An 18,598-nucleotide genomic window follows, 5' to 3' on the forward strand; every position below is an offset into this window, starting at 1 on the left:
TGGTGCGAAGGGCCCCAGTGTGCCGACTGTCCGATCACCGGACGTTCTGCGTCCGATATGCGGACGGGCGATTCACGGATCGTGATCACGTCCGTACGCTCGCGGCAGGACCGGGCGGGCCGCGCCCGGCGCCGCGCCGAGAGGGGCCCCGCGATGGACCGCACCACGACACCACTGCCCGCCACCGGCCGGGGCGTCCTCGTCACCGGAGCCTCCCGGGGCATCGGCCGGGCGATCGCCGCCGCGTTCGCCCGGCAGGGCGACCGGGTCGCCGTGCACTGCTCGGGGCGCGGGGCGGACGCCGAGGAGACCCTCGCCGCGCTGGAGGGCGAAGGGCACGCGCTGCTCGCCGCGGACCTCGCGGACCCGGCCCGCGTCGCGGAGCTGGCCGACGCGGCCGACGCCGCGCTGGGCGGGGTGGACGTGCTGGTCAACAACGCCGCCGTGATGGTCGGTCACCCCCTGGCGGACACCTCGTGGGAGGACTGGCAGGAGGCCTGGCGGCGCACCGTCGACGTGAACCTCCTCGGCGCCGCCCACCTGAGCCACCGCGTCGCCCACCGCATGATCGGAGCCGGCCGCGAGGGCCGCATCGTCAACGTCGGCTCCCGCGGCGCGTTCCGCGGCGAACCCGACCACCCCGCCTACGGAGCCACCAAGGCCGCGCTCCACGCACTGGGCCAGTCCCTGGCCGTCTCCCTGGCCCCGCACGGCATCGCGGTGGCCTCCGTCGCCCCCGGGTTCGTCGCCACCGAACGGGTCGCCGGCCGGCTGGAGGGCCCCGAGGGCGAGGCCATCCGCGCCCAGAGCCCCTTCGGCCGGGTCGCGGACCCCGCCGAGATCGCCTCCGCCGTGCTCTACCTGGCCTCCCCGGCGGCGCTCTGGAGCTCCGGCACCGTCCTCGACGTCAACGGGGCCTCCTACCTGCGCACCTGAGGACGGCGAGGACCCCCGCGCCCACGGCACGGGGGTCCTCCGGTCCACTCGTCGCGCGTACGCGTGCGGGCTACGCCCCGTCGGCCGCCACCGCGCGGGACCGCCGCTCGCGCACCTCCCGCACCCACGCCACCAGCAGCACCACGGCCGCCGCCCCCGACGACCACAGCAACTGCGGTCGCGCCGAGTCGTCGAAGAGCATCAGCACCAGCACCGCCGCCATCCCCAGCAGCGCCGCCCACGTCAGGTACGGGAACAGCCACATCCGCAGCGTCAGCCGCTCCGGCATCTCCCGCTCCAGGATCCGGCGCAGCCGCAGCTGCGAGACCGCGATCAGCGCCCACACGAACAGCAGCACCGCGCCGACCGCGTTGAGCATGTAGAGGAACACCGTGTCCGGCCACAGCAGGTTCAGCACCACGGAGACGAACCCGAAGGCCACCGAGGCGAACACCGCCCGGCGCGGCACCCCGCCGCCGGACACCTTCAGCAGGGCCCCGGGCGCCTCGCCGCGCTCGGCCAGGGAGAACACCATGCGCGAGGAGCCGTAGAGGTTGGCGTTCAGCGCCGACAGCAGCGCCACGAACACCACGATGTTCATGATCTGCCCGGCGGCCGGGATCCCGATGGAGTCCAGCACCGCGACGTAGGGGCTCTCGCCCGGCTTCAGCGAGTCCCACGGCAGCAGGGTCACGATGACCAGCATCGAGCCGACGTAGAAGAAGAGGATGCGCCACACCGCGCTGCGCACCGCGCGGGCCACCGAGCGGGCCGGGTCGTCCGACTCGGCGGCCGCGATCGTGACGACCTCCAGGCCGCCGAAGGCGAAGACCACCGCGAGCATGCCGGCGACCACCCCGCCGAAGCCGGCCGGGAAGAAGCCGCCGTGGCCGCTCAGGTTGGCCGCGCCCACCGGGTCCGTGTCGGGGAGCACGCCGAAGATCGCGAGGGTGCCCAGGACCAGGAACAGGACGATGGCCCCGACCTTCAGGGCCGCGAACCAGAACTCGAACTCGCCGAAGTTCTTCACGGCCGCCAGGTTGCTCACGGTGAAGACCACCATGAAGACCAGCACCCACACCCACTGGTCGACCGAGGGCAGCCAGCCGTTCGCGATCTTCGCGGCGCCGGTGGCCTCCACGGCGAGCACGACCACCAGCAGGAACCAGTAGAGCCAGCCCGCCGAGAAACCGGCCCAGCGCCCCAGGGCCTTCTCCGCGTACACGGAGAAGGAGCCGGAGGCGGGCATCGCGGCCGACATCTCGCCGAGCGCCCGCATCACCAGCATCGCGAGGACGCCCGCGAGCAGGTAGGAGCAGATGATCGCCGGTCCGGCGATGCCGATGCCGGCGCCGGAGCCGACGAAGAGCCCGGCGCCGATCACGCCGCCGAGGCCCAGCATGGTCAGGTGGCGCTGCTTGAGGCTGTGGCTGAGGGGTTCCGGGGGCAGGTCGCCCGCGGTGACGTTCGGGTCGGGCAGATGGTCGCGCATGAGGAGATGCTCGTACTCTCGGTCGGCCAAGCGGCGCTGGCGGCTGCACAGGGGATTGGCGGGAACCTACAGTCTGGCCGGAGGACACCCGCAGGAGCAAAAAGGACGTGTGGTCGAATGTGGCCCGTGACGAGGATCACTCCGACTCGGGTGTAAGGGCGGGTCTTTGTACGGTCTCCACCAAACCGGGGAGTATGCCTTTGTCCCGCCCGGCGGTGGGGCGGCGCAGCGGCCCGCCGTAGCCTCACGGTGTCCTGTCGATCACCACCTCGCGGAGCCCCCCGATGAGCACTGCTTCCGTCTCCTTCCGGCCCGGCGCCGTCCTCGCCGACCTGCTGCCCGCGAGCCGCGTCCGCGACATCGCGCTCGTCGTCGGCGGAGCCGCGCTCACCGGCCTCGCCGCGCAGATCTCGGTTCCCGTTCCCGGCTCGCCCGTCCCGGTCACCGGCCAGACCTTCGCCGCCCTGCTCGTCGGCAGCGCGTTCGGCGCCCGCCGCGGCTTCCTCTCGCTGGCCCTGTACGCCCTCGTCGGCATGGCCGGCGTGCCGTGGTTCGCGGGCGGCACCTCCGGCGCGGGCGGCGCCTCCTTCGGCTACGTGCTCGGCATGCTGCTCGCCGCCACCGTCGTCGGCGCCCTCGCGCGGCGCGGCGCCGACCGCTCGGTCCTGCGGACCGCGGGCAGCATGGTGCTGGGCTCGGCCGTCATCTACGCGGTCGGCGTGCCGTACCTGATGGCCGCCACCGGCATGTCCCTGAGCGCCGCCGTCGCGGCGGGCCTGGTCCCGTTCCTGATCGGCGACGCCCTCAAGGCCGCGCTCGCCATGGGCGCCCTGCCGGCCGCCTGGAAGCTGGCGGGCCGCCGGGGCTGAGCCCCGTACCCGCTCCGCTGCACGGCAGCCCCGGACCGCGAGTGCGGTCCGGGGCTGCCGTGCGTGGGCCGGGAGGGCTAGGCGTCGACGGAGGCGTCGGCGACGGCCTCGACGGCGTCCTTGCGGCGCAGCGCCGTGCGGAGCACGCCGATCACCACGACGACGGCGGCGACCAGCAGCGAGAGCAGGACGGTCTCGCGGTTGTCCTTGTCGTAGACCATGTAGCCCAGGACGAAGGTGATCATCGCGGCGGTGGCCCAGGTCAGGTACGGGAAGAGCCACATCTTCACCGTCACCTTCTCCGGCGCCTCGCGCATCAGGATCCCGCGCATCCGCAGCTGGGTCAGGCAGATGACCAGCCACACGAAGAGCGCGATCGCACCCGAGGAGTTCAGCAGGAAGCTGAAGACCGTGTCGGGGGAGGTGTAGTTGAAGTAGACCGCGGCGAAGCCGAAGACGACCGAGCCGAGGATCGCGGTCACCGGCACGCCCCGCTTGCTGACCTTCGCGAAGGCCTTGGGCGCGTCGCCGCGCTCACCGAGCGAGAAGGCCATGCGGGAGGCGGTGTACAGGCCCGAGTTCAGGCAGGACAGCACGGCCGTCAGGACGATCACGTTCATGATCTGGCCGGCGTGCGCGATGCCGATCGAGTCCAGGGCGGCGACGTAGGAGCCCTTGTCGACGATCGACTTGTCGTTCCACGGCAGCAGGGTGAGGACGATGAAGATCGACCCCAGGTAGAAGACGCCGATGCGCCAGATCACCGAGTTGGTGGCCTTCGTGACGGCGCGGCGCGGGTCCTCGGACTCGCCCGCGGCCAGGGTGACGATCTCGCTGCCCATGAAGGAGAAGACGACCATCAGCACGCCGGTGAGGACCGAGCCCCAGCCGTTCGGCATGAACCCGCCGGTGTCCGTCAGGTGCGCGAAGCCCGCGCCCGGGTTGTCCGAGCCCGGCAGCACGCCGAAGACGGCGAGCATGCCGACGATGACGAAGGCGCCGATGGCGACGACCTTGATGCCCGCGAACCAGAACTCGAACTCGCCGTAGGAGGCGACCGAGCCGAGGTTCGTGACGGTCAGGACCGCCATGACGATCAGGGCCCAGCCCCACTGCGGGACGGCCGGGACCCAGCCTTCGAGGATCTTGGCGCCCGCGGTGGCCTCGACGGCCAGCACGACGACCCAGAAGAACCAGTAGAGCCAGCCGATGGAGAAGCCGGCCCAGCGGCCCAGCGCCCGGTCGGCGTAGGCGGAGAAGGAGCCCGAGTTCGGGCTCGCGGCGGCCATCTCGCCCAGCATCCGCATGACGAAGACGACCATGGCGCCGACGAGCAGGTAGGACAGGAGGATGGCCGGACCGGCCTTGGCGATGCCTCCGCCGGAGCCGACGAAGAGGCCGGCGCCGATGACGCCGCCAATGGCGATCATGGACAGGTGGCGGTTCTTGAGGCCGGCCTTCAGACCGTCGGAGGGCTTGGCGGATCCGGGTTCACCGGTCGGGTCGCCTGCCTTCTGAAGGGTCGTCGTGGTGCTCATGGACGGTTCCTTAGGTTCTCGGGTTTCGAGTTGCGGCATTCAAACCCGATTTCCGGCCATTGCGGAAGACCTTCCTCCGATAGTTGCCTGAGGTTCAGAAGGCGGGATCAAGGTCCCGACCCCTCCCGTCTGGGTTCTTTGGGTTTACTTGAGGTTTAGAAGTGACATACACGACACCCTCTGCCGATCTTCAGGCGCCCGCATGCCACACTCGATCCATGCGCGTGTATCTCGGATCCGACCATGCCGGCTTTGAGCTCAAGAACCACCTGGTGGACTGGCTCAAGAACAACGGCCACGAGCCCGTCGACTGCGGGCCCCACATCTACGACGAGGTGGACGACTACCCGCCCTTCTGCCTCCGCGCCGCCGAGCGGACCGCCGCGGACGAGGACAGCCTCGGCATCGTGATCGGCGGCTCCGGCAACGGCGAGCAGATCGCGGCCAACAAGGTCAAGGGCATCCGCGCCATCCTGGCCTGGAGCGTCCAGACGGCCGAGCTGGGCCGCGAGCACAACAACGCCAACGTCATCTCCGTCGGCGGCCGCATGCACACCCAGGACGAGGTCGTCGCCTTCATCGACGCCTTCCTGAAGACCCCGTACTCCGGGGCGGAGCGCCACACCCGCCGCATCGACATGCTCACCGCCTACGAGCAGACCGGCGAGCTCCCCCCGATCCCGGCCCACCACCCGCAGGACCGGTAGGCAGGACCCACAGGTGAGCGGCAGCGCCGCCGGACCCCGTCCGGCGGCGTGACCCGCCCGGACGCAGGAGCACCGCCGTGCCCGAGGGGCATACGATCCACCGCCTCGCCCAGGACCACACCGAGCGCTTCGCCGCCCGGCCGGTACGGGTGAGCAGCCCCCAGGGCCGGTTCGCCGAGAGCGCGGCCCTGCTCGACGGGCGCGAGCTGGAGAGCGCCGAGGCCCACGGCAAGCACCTCTTCCTGGAACTCGGCGACGCCTGGATCCACATCCACCTCGGCCTCTTCGGCAAGCTCGGCTTCGGCCCCGCCCCGGCCCCGCCGGCCACCGACACCGTCCGGCTGCGGCTGCTCAACGAGGACCACTACGCCGACCTGCGCGGCCCCACCGCGTGCGCCGTCGTCGACGAGGGCGAGAAGAAGGCGATACACGACCGGCTCGGCCCCGACCCGCTGCGCCCGGCCGACGACCCCGACCGCGCCTGGAAGCGGATCTCCCGCTCCCGCACCACCGTCGCCGCCCTGCTCATGGACCAGAAGGTCGTCGCGGGCGTCGGCAACGTCTACCGCGCCGAGGTCCTCTTCCGGCACGGCATCGACCCCTACCGGCCCGGCAAGGACCTCACCCGGCGCGAGTGGGACGCGATCTGGGGCGACCTCGTGGCGCTGATGCGCGAGGGCGTGCGGAACAACCGGATCGACACCGTCCGCGACGAGCACCTGCCCGAGGCGATGGGCCGCCCGCCGCGCGTGGACGACCACGGCGGCGAGGTGTACGTCTACCGGCGCGCCGCCATGCCCTGCCACGTCTGCGGGAGCGAGATCCGCACCGCCGGCCTCGCCGCCCGCAACCTCTTCTGGTGCCCCGGCTGCCAGTCCCGCTGACCGCCCCGGGCCCGCGGCCCGCGGCCCGCGGCCCGCGCTCCGGCAGGGCCGCGGCGCCGGATCCCGCGGCGTCCCATGGCGTCCTGCGGCGCTAGAAGCCGTGCGGGAGCCAGGGCGCCACGTCCCCGGCGAAGGCGCGCGACGCCCGCGTCAGGGCGCCCGGGCGCAGCTCGCGCACCAGGCCCGCCGCCGCCAGCGAGGCCAGGGTGATCCCGCCGAGGTAGGCCGAGCCCAGCTCCCGTACCGACAGCGCCAGGTCCGCCGCCGCCTCGGTCCGCACGCACCGCGCCGCTCCGTCCGCGTCCGCCGTCAGCCGCCACCGGCCCGCGTTCCACGGACAGAAGGCGTCCTCGACGTCCAGGACCACGTCCAGCGGGGCCGCGTAGCCCCGTGCGCCGAGCGCCGCCGGCAGGTCCACCAGGCGCACGTGCAGCGCGTCGCGCTGGCGCGTACGGGTCCGCCGGACGTCGCTGACCAGGTGCAGCAGCGGATCGTCCACCGGCCGTCCGAACGCGCGCACGCTCCAGGTCAGGTCGATCCCGAAGAGGTAGCGCCACAGCGCCGCGTACGCCGCCGGGTGCAGCGCGTCCACGTCCTGGACCTGGACCTTGCCGTCCGAGCCGCTCTGCTCCCAGTCCGGCGCGACCCGGTAGCGGGCGTACCCGACGACCTCGCCGTCCGCGCCCTCGGCCACCACGCACTTCAGCGGCGAGGCCCCGCCCCGGTGCCCCTCCGGGTCGAGCAGCGTCTTGAGGTCCCAGCCGGGCTGCCGGGCCGGCATGCCGGGACGCCGGGCGACCAGCCGGGCGTAGACCCGCTCGCAGTCGGGCAGCGCCTTGGCCGGGTCGACCAGGCGCAGCCGTACGTCGTCCGTCCCCGGGGGCACCGAGAGCCGCACCCGGGTCGTGTCGACGTCGACGGAGAGGGCGTAGGCGGCGGTGCCGTAGCCGAAGCGCCCGTAGATCGCCGGATCCGAGGCCGTCAGCACGGCGATCGCCTCGCCACCCGCACGGACGTCGTCCAATTGGCGCCGCATCAGCGAGGTGAGCACTCCGCGGCGGCGGTGCGTCGGGGCGACGCCCACCATCGTCACGCCGGCCGCCGGAACCGGCGCGCCGCCGCCCGGCACCGAGAGGCGGAAGCTGAAGGCCGAGGCCGAGCCGACGCAGTCCTCGCCGTCCCAGACGCCGAGTGAACGTTCCGGCTCGGTCAGGGACCGGAAGGTCTCCCGGTGCTGCGGGGATTCCGGCACGCCACCGAACGCCAGTTCCAGATGATCGAACCAGACGTCCCAGTCATCCATTGACAAAACGCGCATCTCCAGTGCCATGTGGCCATCCTTACCAGGGCATTCCATCCCGGTCGAAGTGTTTTCGACCGCCGGAGGGCCCGCGGTCCGGGGGTACCCCTGCGCGGGCACAGCCAGGATGGATAGGGTCCCGATGCAATGGCCGGAGCACGTGTGGAGACGCTCAGGGCCCGGACGCGCATGCTGTGGCACCGGGCTCGCACCGCCCTGCGCAAATCCGCCGTCGACTACTTCCGCGGCGACGCCTCCGACTGGCTCGCCTTCGCCGGGCTCCTGCTGACCGTCCCCGCCATCGCCTGCGGCACCATGATGCTGCCCGTCTGGTTCTCCCCGTCGGCCCTGGTCCTGCCCATCGTGGCCGGGGGCCTGCTGCTGCGGCCCGCGAGCCTGCTCGGCCTCTACGCCGCCTCCGCGACGGCCCTGATCGTCGAGGCCCTGGTGCTCGGCCCGTACACCCAGGGGCCGGCCAGGGTCACCCCGGGAACGGTCCTCGTCGTCGCCGCCTGCGGCTTCTTCGGGCTGGTCATCGCCCAGTTCCGCAGCCGCGTCGGCGTGCCGTGGCGGCGCGGCGGCACCATGCTCTTCGACCTGCGCGAACGGATCCGGGTCCAGAGCAAGCTGCCCGCCCTGCCGAGCGGCTGGCACCGCGAGATGGCGCTGCGGCCGGCCGGGGGCCAGTCCTTCTCCGGCGACTTCGTGGTCGCCGCCCGCACCAACGGCGGCCGGACCCTGGAGATCGTCCTCACCGACGTCTCCGGCAAGGGCATGGAGGCGGGCTCGCGTGCCCTCCTGCTCAGCGGAGCCTTCGGCGGCCTCCTCGGCGCCCTCCCGCACCGGGACTTCCTCCCCGCCGCCAACGGCTACCTGCTGCGCCAGGACTGGGACGAGGGCTTCGCGACCTCCATCCACCTGGTCCTGGACCTGGAGACCGGCGACTACGAACTGCTCTCCGCCGGCCACCTCCCCGCCCTCCAGCTCTCGGCCGGGACGGGCCGCTGGCGGGAGGTCACCGGGGAGGGACCGCTGCTCGGCGTCTACGACGGCGCGGAGTTCACCCCGGCCCGGGGCAACCTGCGGCGCGGCGACGTCCTGATGCTGTTCACCGACGGGCTCGTCGAGACCGCGGACCGGGAGATCAGCGAGGGCATGGACCGCCTCACCGGCGAGGCCGACCGCTACGTCGCGGCGGGGTGGGAGGGCGCGGCCTGGCACCTGATCGAGAAGGTCGCGAAGGACGTCAACGACGACCGAGCCCTCCTCCTCATCCGCCGCTCCCCTTGACCCCCGGGGGCCCCGAGAGGCCCATCTCCACGCCCCCAACCCCACCGGCCACCCACCGGCCCCCGGCCCGGACCCCACCGGCCGCCCTCCGGCCTGCTGGGCGCCCCCGGCCCGCCTGACGCCCCCGGCCCCGCTCCCGGCCCCGGGCGGGGACGGGGGCGGGGGCGGGCGGCCGGGTGGGCCAATGGGTGGGGATTGGACCGGTCCCCGCGGGCGCCGGAGGCCTACCGTGCCGGGATGGACCGCACCCTCGCCGCCGATCTGGCCCGTCTGCCCGACCTCCTCGACGCCACCCGCCGCGCCGCCGCCGAGGCCCTCGCCGCGCTCGACGCGCGGCCCGTCGTACCGGACGCCGGCGCCGCCGCCCCGCCCGCCCCCGAGCCGCTGCCCGAGCACGGCACCGGCACCGAAGCGGCCCTGGAGGCCTTCCGGTCCCGCTGGCAGCCCCGGTTCTCGGCCTCCGCCGGCCCCCGCTACCTCGGCTTCGTCACCGGCGGAGCCACCCCCGCCGCCCTCGCCGGGGACTGGCTGACCGCCGCCCACGACCAGAACTCCAACTCCGCCTTCGACGGCGCGGGCCAGCACCTCGAACGCGAGACCACCGGCTGGCTGCGCGAGCTCTTCGGCCTCTCCGACGCCCACACCGGCACCTTCGTCAGCGGCGCCACCATGTCCAACACCGTCGGCCTGGCCATCGCCCGCGAATGGCTCGGCGAACGCCTCGGCGTCTCCCCGGCCGAGGACGGCGCGGCGGCTCTCGGGCCCGTCCGCGTCCTGTCCGGGGCCCCGCACTCCTCCATCGCCAAGGCCCTCGCCGTCCTCGGCCTCGGCCGCGCGAGCCTCGTACGGGTCCCCACGCTCCCCGGCCGGGAGGCCGTCGACCCCGCCGCGCTCGACCGCGCCCTCGCCGACACCCCCGGCCCCGCCGTGGTCGTCGCCAACGCCGGCACCGTCAACACCGTCGACTTCGACGACCTCCCGGCCCTCGACGCCCTGCGCCGCCGCCACGACTTCTGGCTGCACACCGACGCCGCCTTCGGCGCCTTCGCCGCCCTCTCCCCGCGCCACGCCCACCTCACCGCCGGCCTCGACGCCTCCGACTCCGTCTGCGTCGACCTGCACAAGTGGCTCAACGTCCCCTACGACAGCGCCGTCCAGTTCACCCGCCGCCGCGACCTGCAGACCCGCGTCTTCCAGAACGCCGCCGCCTACCTCGGCCCCCTCGGCGACGACCCCGACCTCGTCCACCTCACCCCCGAGAACTCCCACCGGCTGCGGGCGCTGGCCGCCTGGTTCACGCTCCGCGCCTACGGCCGCGCGGGCCACCGCGAGATCGTCGAACGCGACGTCGACTGCGCCCGCGCCCTCGCCGGGGAACTGGAACGCGAACCGGCCCTGCGCCTGCTCGCCCCGGTCCGCCTCAACGTCGTCTGCTTCACCCTCGCCACCGCCCCCACCCCCGAACGCCTGGCCGCCCTGCGCGAGGCCGCCGGCGCCGAGGTCTTCGTCACCCCCACGGTGTACGGGGGAACCCCCGCCCTGCGCGCCGCGTTCTCCAACTGGCGTACCACGCAAGCGGATGTGCGCCGGGCCGCCGAGGCCCTCCGAACGGCAGCGAAGGGGATCGCATGACGCAGCAACCGCTGACCCTCCTGGAGGTCGAAGCCCTCGCCCGCGGGGCGCACGAGGGCCAGACCGACAAGGCCGGCCGGCCCTACGCCGAGCACCTCGCGGCCGTCGCGGAGGGCGTCCGCCTGCGCGGCGGCACCCCGGCGCAGCAGGCGGCGGCCTGGCTCCACGACGCCGTCGAGGACGAGGCGCTCAGCCCCGCCGACCTCGCCGCCGCGCCCCTCCCGCAGGAGGTCAAGGCCATGGTGCTGGCCCTCACCAAACGCCCGGGGGAGCCGCTGGAGGAGTACGCCGCCCGCATCCTCGCCACCCCCGGCGCGGCCCTCGTCAAGGAGGCCGACCTCGCGCACAACGCCGACCCCGTACGCCTCTCCGTACTGGACGCGCCCACCCGGGACCGGCTGACCGCGAAGTACGCGTACGTGCGTTCCCTCCTCGGCATCACCACCCCGTGACCCGCACCTCATGCCCGAAATATGCCGACTGGGGGTCCGCCTGGCGGGAAAGAGGCGATGGCGATTCGTCACGGGACGGATAGGCGGGCCCGGTTGGTGGGAGGATGGTGCATGTGGGGGCGTGCGCGGCCGCACGCCCCGGGCCGGCCAGGGGACGACCGAAGGTGTGATCAGTAGTGGCCATTTCGCTGTCAGTGGTGGTTCTGTTGGCGGTCATCCTGGTGATCCTGATCCGCGGCAAGCACATGAAGGCAGGCCCCGCGATCGTCGCGGTCCTCTTCGGCTTCTTCCTCGCGTCCAGCTCCATCGCCCCGGACGTCAACCGGTTCCTGAACTCCCTCGCCGACACCATCGCGGGGATCAAGCTCTAGCGGGACACGCCGGGACCCCGCGCGGGCACGTCCCTCACGGCCGAAGGTAGGCCGACGGGTCGGCCGCGGGGGCGGGCGTCCCGCTGAGGGTGACGTAGACGGGGTGGTCCGCGTTCCCCACCCGCAGGTGCAGCCACTGGTCGAGGTCGTGGATCGCGTAGCGGTGCAGGTACTGGAAGAAGAGTTCCAACTCGACGTCCGACAGCGGCTCGTCGTGCCTCTCGTTGCGCATGGCGAGAACCCTAGGCCAACCGCGAAAGCACCCCCGGGCCGCCGCCCCGGGAACGGCGAAGGGCCAGGTCGAGGAGATCTCCTCCGACCTGGCCCTTTCGACTTCAGAGCGGGTGACGGGAATCGAACCCGCGTAGCTAGTTTGGAAGACTAGGGCTCTACCATTGAGCTACACCCGCAGTACGCGCGCCACAGGTCCGGGGACCACGGCACGGACAGCATCCTAGCGGGTCGTACAGGGGGTCCGCACACCCCTTTCCCGCCGCCGTGTCCTGCGCCGGAGCCGCGCGCGCGTGCGGCCGCCGGAAAACCGCGCGCATCAGAGGGTCTCCGGGCATGTACCCTACGTGTCGCACCGACGGGGTGTGGCGCAGCTTGGTAGCGCGTCCGCTTTGGGAGCGGAAGGTCGTCGGTTCGAATCCGGCCACCCCGACCACCAGTACCGCCCGCACCAAGATCACGTATCGAAGATCGCGTTGTGGGCTGATTGCCGCTTGCGGTTACTATGCAAGCTGCGTGCCCGTGTGTCTGATGTACCGGGCCGAATCCGTCGAACCGCTGAATCGCAGCGATGCGGCAGAACCCCCAGCAGTCAGCCACAAGGAGACCGAACCGTGAAGAGCGCCGTGGAGACCCTGAACCCGACTCGGGTTCGGCTCACTGTTGAGGTGCCCTTCGAGGAGCTCAAGGACAGCCTCGACGCGGCGTACAAGAAGATCAACCAGCAGGTCACGGTGAAGGGCTTCCGCAAGGGCAAGATCCCCGCGCGCGTCATCGACCAGCGCTTCGGCCGCGGTGCGGTGCTGGAGGAGGCCGTCAACGACGCCCTCCCGAAGTTCTACACCGAGGCGGTCAACGAGGCCGACCTGAACCCGCTGGGCCAGCCCGAGGTCGACATCACGGAGCTGAAGGACGGCGAGCTGCTCGCCTTCACCGCCGAGGTCGACGTGCGTCCCGAGATCGAGATCCCGGACTACTCCGGCATCGAGGTCGAGGTCGACGCGATCGAGGTCTCCGACGAGGACGTCGAGAAGTCGGTCGAGCAGCTGCGCGGCCGCTTCGCGTCCACCAAGGACGTCGAGCGCGCCGCCCAGGACGGCGACGTCGTCACCATCGACCTGGAGGCCAAGGTCGACGGAGAGGTGCTGGAGGACGGTGTCGCCAGCGACGTCTCCTACACCATCGGCTCGGGCGAGCTCCTCGACGGCATCGACGAGGCCGTCAAGGGCCTGGAGGCCGGTGGCGAGGCCACCTTCACCTCCCAGCTGAAGGGCGGCTCCGCCGAGGGCAAGGACGCCGAGGTCACCGTCAAGGTCACCAAGGTCTCCGCCCGTGAGCTGCCGGAGCTGGACGACGAGTTCGCCCAGATGGCGAGTGAGTTCGACACCCTCGACGAGCTCAAGGCGGACAGCCGCAAGCGCCTTGAGAACATGAAGCAGTACGACCAGGCCACCCAGGCCCAGGAGCGCGTGCTGGAGAAGTTCCTGGAGCTCGCGGAGATCCCCGTCCCCGAGAAGCTGCTCGCGGACGAGGTCCAGACCCGCAAGCACAACCTGGAGCACCACCAGCTCGGCCAGATGGGCCTGGACCTGGAGAAGTTCCTGGAGATCCAGGGCAAGACGGTCGAGGAGTTCGACGCCGAGACCACCGAGCAGGCCGTCAAGGGCATCAAGACCCAGTTCCTGCTGGACGCCCTGGTCAACAAGGAGAAGCTGGGCGTCAACCAGGAGGAGCTCACCGAGCACCTCATGCGCCGCGCGCAGTCCTCGGGCATGTCCCCGGACCAGTTCGCCCAGGCCGTCGTCGAGGGTGGCCAGGTCCCGATGCTCGTCGGCGAGGTCGCCCGCGGCAAGGCCCTCGCGGTCGTCGTCGAGAAGGCCAAGGTCGTCGACACCAACGGTGAGGTCATCGACCTCTCCGACGAGGACGAGACCGAGGCCGCCGCCGAGGTCGTCGAGGACGCCGTCGACGGTGACACCGAGGTGAAGGCCGAAGAGGCCAAGTAACACCCCCCGGGCCGAGCCCGTGGAGCAGTAGTGGCAAGGGTCCGGACGCAGTCGCGTCCGGGCCCTTCGCCGTCCCCTCGTGACCCTCTTCGCGGGACCCGGTCACCTTGCGCTCCGAGCGAACAGTTCGGGAAGCGGGATGGCGTTGTCCTACCTGCGCGTTAGGGTCCATGAATACGAGGGCACGGGAGTACCCGACGCCGGCGGGCATCGCCCCACCGGTAGGTCCGCGCCCCAGAACGAGACGCTGAGACGGCATGTGGCCGTCGGAGACGAGCAGGTGGATACGTGACGAATCTGAAGCCTTACGCCGCGGGTGAGCCGTCCATCGGTGGCGGCCTCGGCGACCATGTCTACAACCGGCTGCTCGGCGAGCGCATCATCTTCCTCGGCCAGCAGGTCGACGACGACATCGCGAACAAGATCACGGCGCAGCTCCTCCTCCTGGCCGCCGAGCCGGAGAAGGACATCTACCTGTACATCAACAGCCCCGGTGGCTCCGTGACGGCGGGCATGGCGGTCTACGACACCATGCAGTACATCCCGAACGACGTCGTCACCATCGGCATGGGAATGGCGGCCTCCATGGGCCAGTTCCTGCTCACCGGCGGCACCGCCGGCAAGCGCTTCTCCCTGCCGAACACCGACATCCTGATGCACCAGGGCTCCGCCGGCATCGGTGGCACCGCCTCGGACATCAAGATCCAGGCCCAGTACCTGCTGCGCACCAAGCAGCGCATGGCTGAGATCACCGCGCACCACTCGGGCCAGACCGTGGAAGCGATCATCCGCGACGGCGACCGCGACCGCTGGTTCACGGCGGAGGAGGCCAAGGCGTACGGCCTGATCGACGAGATCATCTCGGCCGCCTCCCTGGTTCCCGGTGGCGGCGGCACCGGGGCCTGATCCCGGCCCCGGCGTACGGCCCGCCGTACCGCCCGCCCGCACAGGCACCCTCAGCCCGCAGAACGCCACCAGGATGGTGAACACCCAGATGCAGAACAACTTCTCCGCGAACTTCTCCGCGAGCGGCCTCTACTCCGGCCCGCAGGTGGACAACCGCTACGTCATCCCGCGCTTCGTCGAGCGCACCTCGCAGGGCGTGCGCGAGTACGACCCGTACGCGAAGCTCTTCGAGGAGCGCGTGATCTTCCTCGGCGTGCAGATCGACGACGCCTCCGCCAACGACGTCATGGCGCAGCTGCTGTGCCTGGAGTCGATGGACCCGGACCGCGACATCTCGATCTACATCAACAGCCCCGGTGGCTCCTTCACCGCGCTGACGGCGATCTACGACACGATGCAGTTCGTGAAGCCGGACATCCAGACGGTCTGCATGGGCCAGGCGGCCTCCGCCGCCGCCGTCCTGCTGGCCGCCGGCACCCCGGGCAAGCGCATGGCGCTGCCGAACGCCCGCGTGCTGATCCACCAGCCCTCGGGCGGCACCGGCCGTGAGCAGCTCTCCGACCTGGAGATCGCGGCCAACGAGATCCTGCGCATGCGCGACCAGCTGGAGACCATGCTGGCCAAGCACTCGACCACGCCGATCGAGAAGATCCGCGAGGACATCGAGCGCGACAAGATCCTGACGGCCGAGGACGCGCTCGCGTACGGCCTGATCGACCAGATCGTCTCCACCCGCAAGAGCAGCGCGGTCTGATCCTTGCCGTCAGTTGACGTGGCCGCGTCGTCGCATTGGGCGATGTGAACCACGTCAAGGGGGCCCCGCTCGGGGCCCCCGGCAAGGTACCGTCGGATATGAGGCACCAGGAGTCGCTGAACCAAGCGTCTCCCAGGCGAAGGGGAAGCACCTCGTGGCACGCATCGGTGACGGCGGCGATCTGCTCAAGTGCTCGTTCTGCGGAAAGAGCCAGAAGCAGGTGAAGAAGCTCATCGCAGGACCCGGTGTGTACATCTGCGACGAGTGCATCGACCTCTGCAACGAGATCATCGAAGAGGAACTCGCGGAAACCTCCGAGGTCCGGTGGGAGGAACTCCCCAAGCCCCGTGAGATCTACGAGTTCCTGGAGAGCTACGTCGTCGGCCAAGAGCCGGCGAAGAAGGCGCTCTCGGTAGCGGTCTACAACCACTACAAGCGGGTCCAGGCCGGTGAGAACGGCGGCGCGCAGGGCCGTGACGACGCGATCGAACTCGCGAAGTCCAACATCCTGCTGCTCGGCCCCACCGGCTCCGGCAAGACCCTGCTCGCGCAGACGCTCGCCCGCATGCTCAACGTCCCGTTCGCCATCGCGGACGCGACGGCGCTGACGGAGGCGGGGTACGTCGGCGAGGACGTCGAGAACATCCTGCTGAAGCTGATCCAGGCGGCGGACTACGACGTCAAGAAGGCCGAGACCGGGATCATCTACATCGACGAGATCGACAAGGTCGCCCGCAAGAGCGAGAACCCGTCGATCACGCGCGACGTCAGCGGCGAGGGCGTACAGCAGGCCCTCCTGAAGATCCTGGAAGGCACGACGGCCTCCGTCCCGCCGCAGGGCGGACGCAAGCACCCGCACCAGGAGTTCATCCAGATCGACACGACGAACGTGCTCTTCATCGTGGGCGGCGCCTTCGCCGGCCTGGAGAAGATCATCGAGTCGCGCGCGGGCGCCAAGGGCATCGGCTTCGGGGCGACGATCCGCTCGAAGCGGGAGATCGAGGCGAGCGACCAGTTCCAGGAGGTCATGCCGGAGGACCTGGTGAAGTTCGGGATGATCCCCGAGTTCATCGGCCGCCTGCCCGTCCTGACCTCGGTGCACAACCTGGACCGCGAGGCGCTCCTCCAGATCCTGGTGGAGCCGCGCAACGCCCTGGTGAAGCAGTACCAGCGCCTGTTCGAACTCGACGGCGTGGAACTGGACTTCGAGCGCGAGGCCCTCGAAGCCATCGCGGACCAGGCGATCCTCCGCCAGACGGGCGCGCGCGGCCTGCGCGCCATCATGGAGGAGGTCCTGATGTCGGTGATGTACGAGGTCCCGTCCCGCAAGGACGTGGCCCGCGTGGTCATCACCGCCGACGTGGTCCGCTCCAACGTCAACCCGACGCTGGTCCCCCGCATCGTCCCGAAGGACCAGGGCCCGCACGAGAAGTCGGCGTAGCCGCTGACCTGTTGCACGCAGAAGGGGCACTCCCGACCGGGAGCGCCCCTTCTGCGTGTGTCCTGCCGTCCGTTACTTCTTCACGCGCGCGGTGTTGTAGAGCTTCGCGGCGAGGTCGGCGGTCTGCTCAAGGGTGTAGCCGGGCTTGCCCGCGAGGAGGGAAGCGGTTTCACTCGCGCTCACTGCGGCGAGGGTGCTGTAGTCCCCCCAAATGCAGACGGGCACGGTGAATTCCTTGATCCCCTTGGTCGCCGTCGGGTCCTTCGGGGTGGCCTTGATCTCCTGGCACTTGAGCACGGCGCCCTTGAAGCCCGCCGGGGTCATCGACTTGGGACTGCCTACGAGCTCGACCGTCGACTTGTCGTTCTTCTGCGCGGCGTTCATCTTGAACAGGGCGAAGTAGGAGTCCACCGACTTCTCGGGGTCGGCGAGCTCACCGTAGAGGCCGCTGAACGTGAGGGTCTTGGTGGTCAGCGGGTTCTTCGGGTCGCCGATCCTGTAGCTCATGCCCACCTGGGTGGGGTTCTTGATGCCCGCGGCTTCGGCTTCCTGCTTGTCCTTGTCGCTAATGGGCTGCTCTTTGTATTCCGGGTTCTTCTGGAACTCGCCCACCGACTCCGGGGCGACCAGCTTGTAGCCCTTCGTGGCGTCCGAGACCGAGCCGCCCGAGCCGCCGCCCAGGAACCACCAGCCGGCGCCGCCGATGACGGCCACGACCAGGACCACCGCGATGACCGCGCCGGCCTTGGACTTCTTCGGGGGCTGCGGCGGGGGCATGTAGCCCTGCTGCGGGGGCTGCTGGTAGCCGTACGCGGGCTGCGGGGGCTGCTGCTGGTAGCCGCCCTGCTGGGGGAAGGCCGGCGGGGGCGGCGGGGGCGGGGTCTGCTGGGGGTATCCGTAGCCCGGCTGGGGGGCGGGCTGGCCGTACGGGCCCGGCGGCGGCGGGGGCTGCTGCCCGTAGGGGCCCGGCTGCTGCGGCTGCTGCCCGTACGGACCTGGCTGGTTGTAACTCATCCCGCGTCCCCCTGTGAGGTGTGCTTATCTGATTCACACATCCTTGCGGAAGGATCGTCCGCCCAGGGCATCGGGGTCCCGGCCGTTACGGAACCACTACGCCTTCGGGACCTCCATCGCCGCCCGCAGGGCGCGGGTCTGCCCGGCCAGTGCCTCGAACGTGACCGGCTCGTGCTCCACCGGGACGGTGACCGTCACCAGGGAACTGTGGTCCGCCCACATGCACAGCGTCAGCGGTCCCGCCCCGGTCGTGAGGGTGCCGCAGCGCATCGCCCCGCCCGCGGGCGTGCCGGAATCCTGGGTGGTCGCCCCGTTGACGCCCATGGCGTGGAGGCTCTTGGTGAGTTCGGCCCCGGGATCCTCGTCCGTGAAGGCGCCGGACGCCCCGCTGACCACCAGCTGCGCGGTGCCGCTCTGATCGGCGTAGACCACGGCCACCGGCTCGGTGCCCGGCTTGCGGGCCCCCTGCCCCTCCTTGATGGCGTCCACCCGCGGCCCGGAGTCCTGCAGGGTCAGGCCCTGGAAGGTGGCGGGCGGGGTCAGCCGGTAGCGGCCGGAGTCGTCGGGGGCGCCGAGGACCGCGTTCACGGCCATCCTGCCGAAGAACACCCCCGCGCCGACGGCGAGCACGGTCACCACCGTCCGCAGGACGAGCCTGCGCTTGCGCGGTGCCTGCGGTACCGGCTGACAGGGGAGGGGCGGCTGGATGATCTCGTTCATGAGGGCATCAGACGGGCCCGCTGCCATCGAGGTCAACGGAAGAGCCCGCGGTGGA

Annotated in this window: 18 protein-coding genes and 2 tRNA genes; 13 read left to right on the forward strand and 7 right to left on the reverse strand. The window is 71.2% G+C overall.

Annotated elements, in window-relative coordinates; all coding sequences use genetic code 11:
- Positions 1-153 precede the first annotated feature (153 nt).
- Complete coding sequence (locus SLAV_RS24325) at positions 154-936, forward strand: SDR family NAD(P)-dependent oxidoreductase (protein WP_030229614.1); 783 nt, start codon at positions 154-156, stop codon at positions 934-936.
- 70 nt (positions 937-1,006) lie between these two features.
- Here the strand turns inward: SLAV_RS24325 and SLAV_RS24330 are convergent, their stop codons facing one another.
- Complete coding sequence (locus tag SLAV_RS24330; RefSeq protein ID WP_030229616.1) at positions 1,007-2,428, reverse strand: amino acid permease; 1,422 nt, start codon at positions 2,426-2,428, stop codon at positions 1,007-1,009.
- A gap of 284 nt (positions 2,429-2,712) precedes the next feature.
- Here SLAV_RS24330 and SLAV_RS24335 point away from each other — a divergent pair, with 284 nt between their 5' ends.
- Positions 2,713-3,297, forward strand: coding sequence for a biotin transporter BioY (locus tag SLAV_RS24335; RefSeq protein WP_030229617.1), 585 nt, complete (start codon positions 2,713-2,715; stop codon positions 3,295-3,297).
- A gap of 77 nt (positions 3,298-3,374) precedes the next feature.
- Here SLAV_RS24335 and SLAV_RS24340 read toward each other — a convergent pair whose 3' ends face one another.
- Positions 3,375-4,835: an amino acid permease gene (locus tag SLAV_RS24340; protein ID WP_030229618.1), complete on the reverse strand. Its 1,461-nt coding sequence runs from the start codon at positions 4,833-4,835 to the stop codon at positions 3,375-3,377.
- A 218-nt stretch (positions 4,836-5,053) separates the two neighbouring features.
- Here SLAV_RS24340 and SLAV_RS24345 point away from each other — a divergent pair, with 218 nt between their 5' ends.
- Positions 5,054-5,542: a ribose-5-phosphate isomerase gene (locus SLAV_RS24345; RefSeq protein WP_030229619.1), complete on the forward strand. Its 489-nt coding sequence runs from the start codon at positions 5,054-5,056 to the stop codon at positions 5,540-5,542.
- A gap of 77 nt (positions 5,543-5,619) precedes the next feature.
- Positions 5,620-6,426, forward strand: coding sequence for an Fpg/Nei family DNA glycosylase (locus SLAV_RS24350; RefSeq protein WP_030229620.1), 807 nt, complete (start codon positions 5,620-5,622; stop codon positions 6,424-6,426).
- A gap of 91 nt (positions 6,427-6,517) precedes the next feature.
- On the opposite strand, the gene SLAV_RS24355 is transcribed toward SLAV_RS24350, so the two are convergent.
- Positions 6,518-7,756, reverse strand: a complete 1,239-nt coding sequence (locus SLAV_RS24355; protein ID WP_030229622.1) for a GNAT family N-acetyltransferase — start codon at positions 7,754-7,756, stop codon at positions 6,518-6,520.
- A gap of 117 nt (positions 7,757-7,873) precedes the next feature.
- Between SLAV_RS24355 and SLAV_RS24360 the strand changes: the two genes are divergently transcribed.
- The 4 genes from SLAV_RS24360 (at position 7,874) to SLAV_RS24375 (ending at position 11,471) form a co-directional block, all read left to right on the forward strand.
- Positions 7,874-9,016: a PP2C family protein-serine/threonine phosphatase gene (locus SLAV_RS24360; protein WP_030229623.1), complete on the forward strand. Its 1,143-nt coding sequence runs from the start codon at positions 7,874-7,876 to the stop codon at positions 9,014-9,016.
- Positions 9,017-9,253: 237 nt separating this feature from the next.
- Positions 9,254-10,648 carry a pyridoxal phosphate-dependent decarboxylase family protein gene (locus SLAV_RS24365; RefSeq protein WP_030229624.1) on the forward strand — a complete coding sequence of 465 codons (1,395 nt, stop codon included), beginning with the start codon at positions 9,254-9,256 and terminating at the stop codon, positions 10,646-10,648.
- Positions 10,645-11,100, forward strand: coding sequence for an HD domain-containing protein (locus SLAV_RS24370; protein ID WP_030229625.1), 456 nt, complete (start codon positions 10,645-10,647; stop codon positions 11,098-11,100). The genes SLAV_RS24365 and SLAV_RS24370 overlap by 4 nt, the downstream gene beginning before the upstream one ends.
- 176 nt (positions 11,101-11,276) lie before the next feature.
- Positions 11,277-11,471 carry a hypothetical protein gene (locus SLAV_RS24375; protein ID WP_030229627.1) on the forward strand — a complete coding sequence of 65 codons (195 nt, stop codon included), beginning with the start codon at positions 11,277-11,279 and terminating at the stop codon, positions 11,469-11,471.
- Between the two features lie 34 nt (positions 11,472-11,505).
- On the opposite strand, the gene SLAV_RS24380 is transcribed toward SLAV_RS24375, so the two are convergent.
- On the reverse strand, positions 11,506-11,703 hold the full coding sequence (locus tag SLAV_RS24380) for a hypothetical protein (protein ID WP_030229628.1): 198 nt from the start codon (positions 11,701-11,703) through the stop codon (positions 11,506-11,508).
- A gap of 107 nt (positions 11,704-11,810) precedes the next feature.
- Positions 11,811-11,881: transfer RNA gene (locus SLAV_RS24385), tRNA-Gly, on the reverse strand.
- Between the two features lie 180 nt (positions 11,882-12,061).
- Between SLAV_RS24385 and SLAV_RS24390 the strand changes: the two genes are divergently transcribed.
- From SLAV_RS24390 to clpX, 5 genes are all read left to right on the forward strand, one after another.
- Positions 12,062-12,138 (forward strand) — tRNA-Pro (locus tag SLAV_RS24390).
- 178 nt (positions 12,139-12,316) lie between these two features.
- Entirely contained in the window at positions 12,317-13,708 is a 1,392-nt protein-coding gene (gene tig, locus SLAV_RS24395; RefSeq protein ID WP_030229631.1) for a trigger factor, read from the forward strand.
- Positions 13,709-13,996: 288 nt separating this feature from the next.
- A complete protein-coding gene (locus SLAV_RS24400; protein WP_030229632.1) occupies positions 13,997-14,614 on the forward strand; it encodes an ATP-dependent Clp protease proteolytic subunit in 618 nt (205 codons plus the stop codon).
- A 73-nt stretch (positions 14,615-14,687) separates the two neighbouring features.
- Entirely contained in the window at positions 14,688-15,368 is a 681-nt protein-coding gene (locus tag SLAV_RS24405) for an ATP-dependent Clp protease proteolytic subunit (RefSeq protein WP_030229633.1), read from the forward strand.
- A gap of 154 nt (positions 15,369-15,522) precedes the next feature.
- Positions 15,523-16,809, forward strand: a complete 1,287-nt coding sequence (gene clpX, locus SLAV_RS24410; RefSeq protein ID WP_030229634.1) for an ATP-dependent Clp protease ATP-binding subunit ClpX — start codon at positions 15,523-15,525, stop codon at positions 16,807-16,809.
- Between the two features lie 72 nt (positions 16,810-16,881).
- Here clpX and SLAV_RS24415 read toward each other — a convergent pair whose 3' ends face one another.
- Together SLAV_RS24415 and SLAV_RS24420 are read right to left on the reverse strand one after the other, a co-directional pair.
- The gene (locus tag SLAV_RS24415; protein ID WP_030229636.1) at positions 16,882-17,823 is read right to left on the reverse strand and encodes a hypothetical protein; all 942 of its coding nucleotides are present in this window, start codon (positions 17,821-17,823) and stop codon (positions 16,882-16,884) included.
- 96 nt (positions 17,824-17,919) lie between these two features.
- A complete protein-coding gene (locus SLAV_RS24420) occupies positions 17,920-18,543 on the reverse strand; it encodes a hypothetical protein (RefSeq protein ID WP_030229637.1) in 624 nt (207 codons plus the stop codon).
- Between the last annotated feature and the right edge of the window lie 55 nt (positions 18,544-18,598).

The sequence above is a fragment of the Streptomyces lavendulae subsp. lavendulae genome (assembly GCF_002803845.1).
Classification (GTDB): Bacteria; Actinomycetota; Actinomycetes; order Streptomycetales; family Streptomycetaceae; genus Streptomyces; species Streptomyces lavendulae.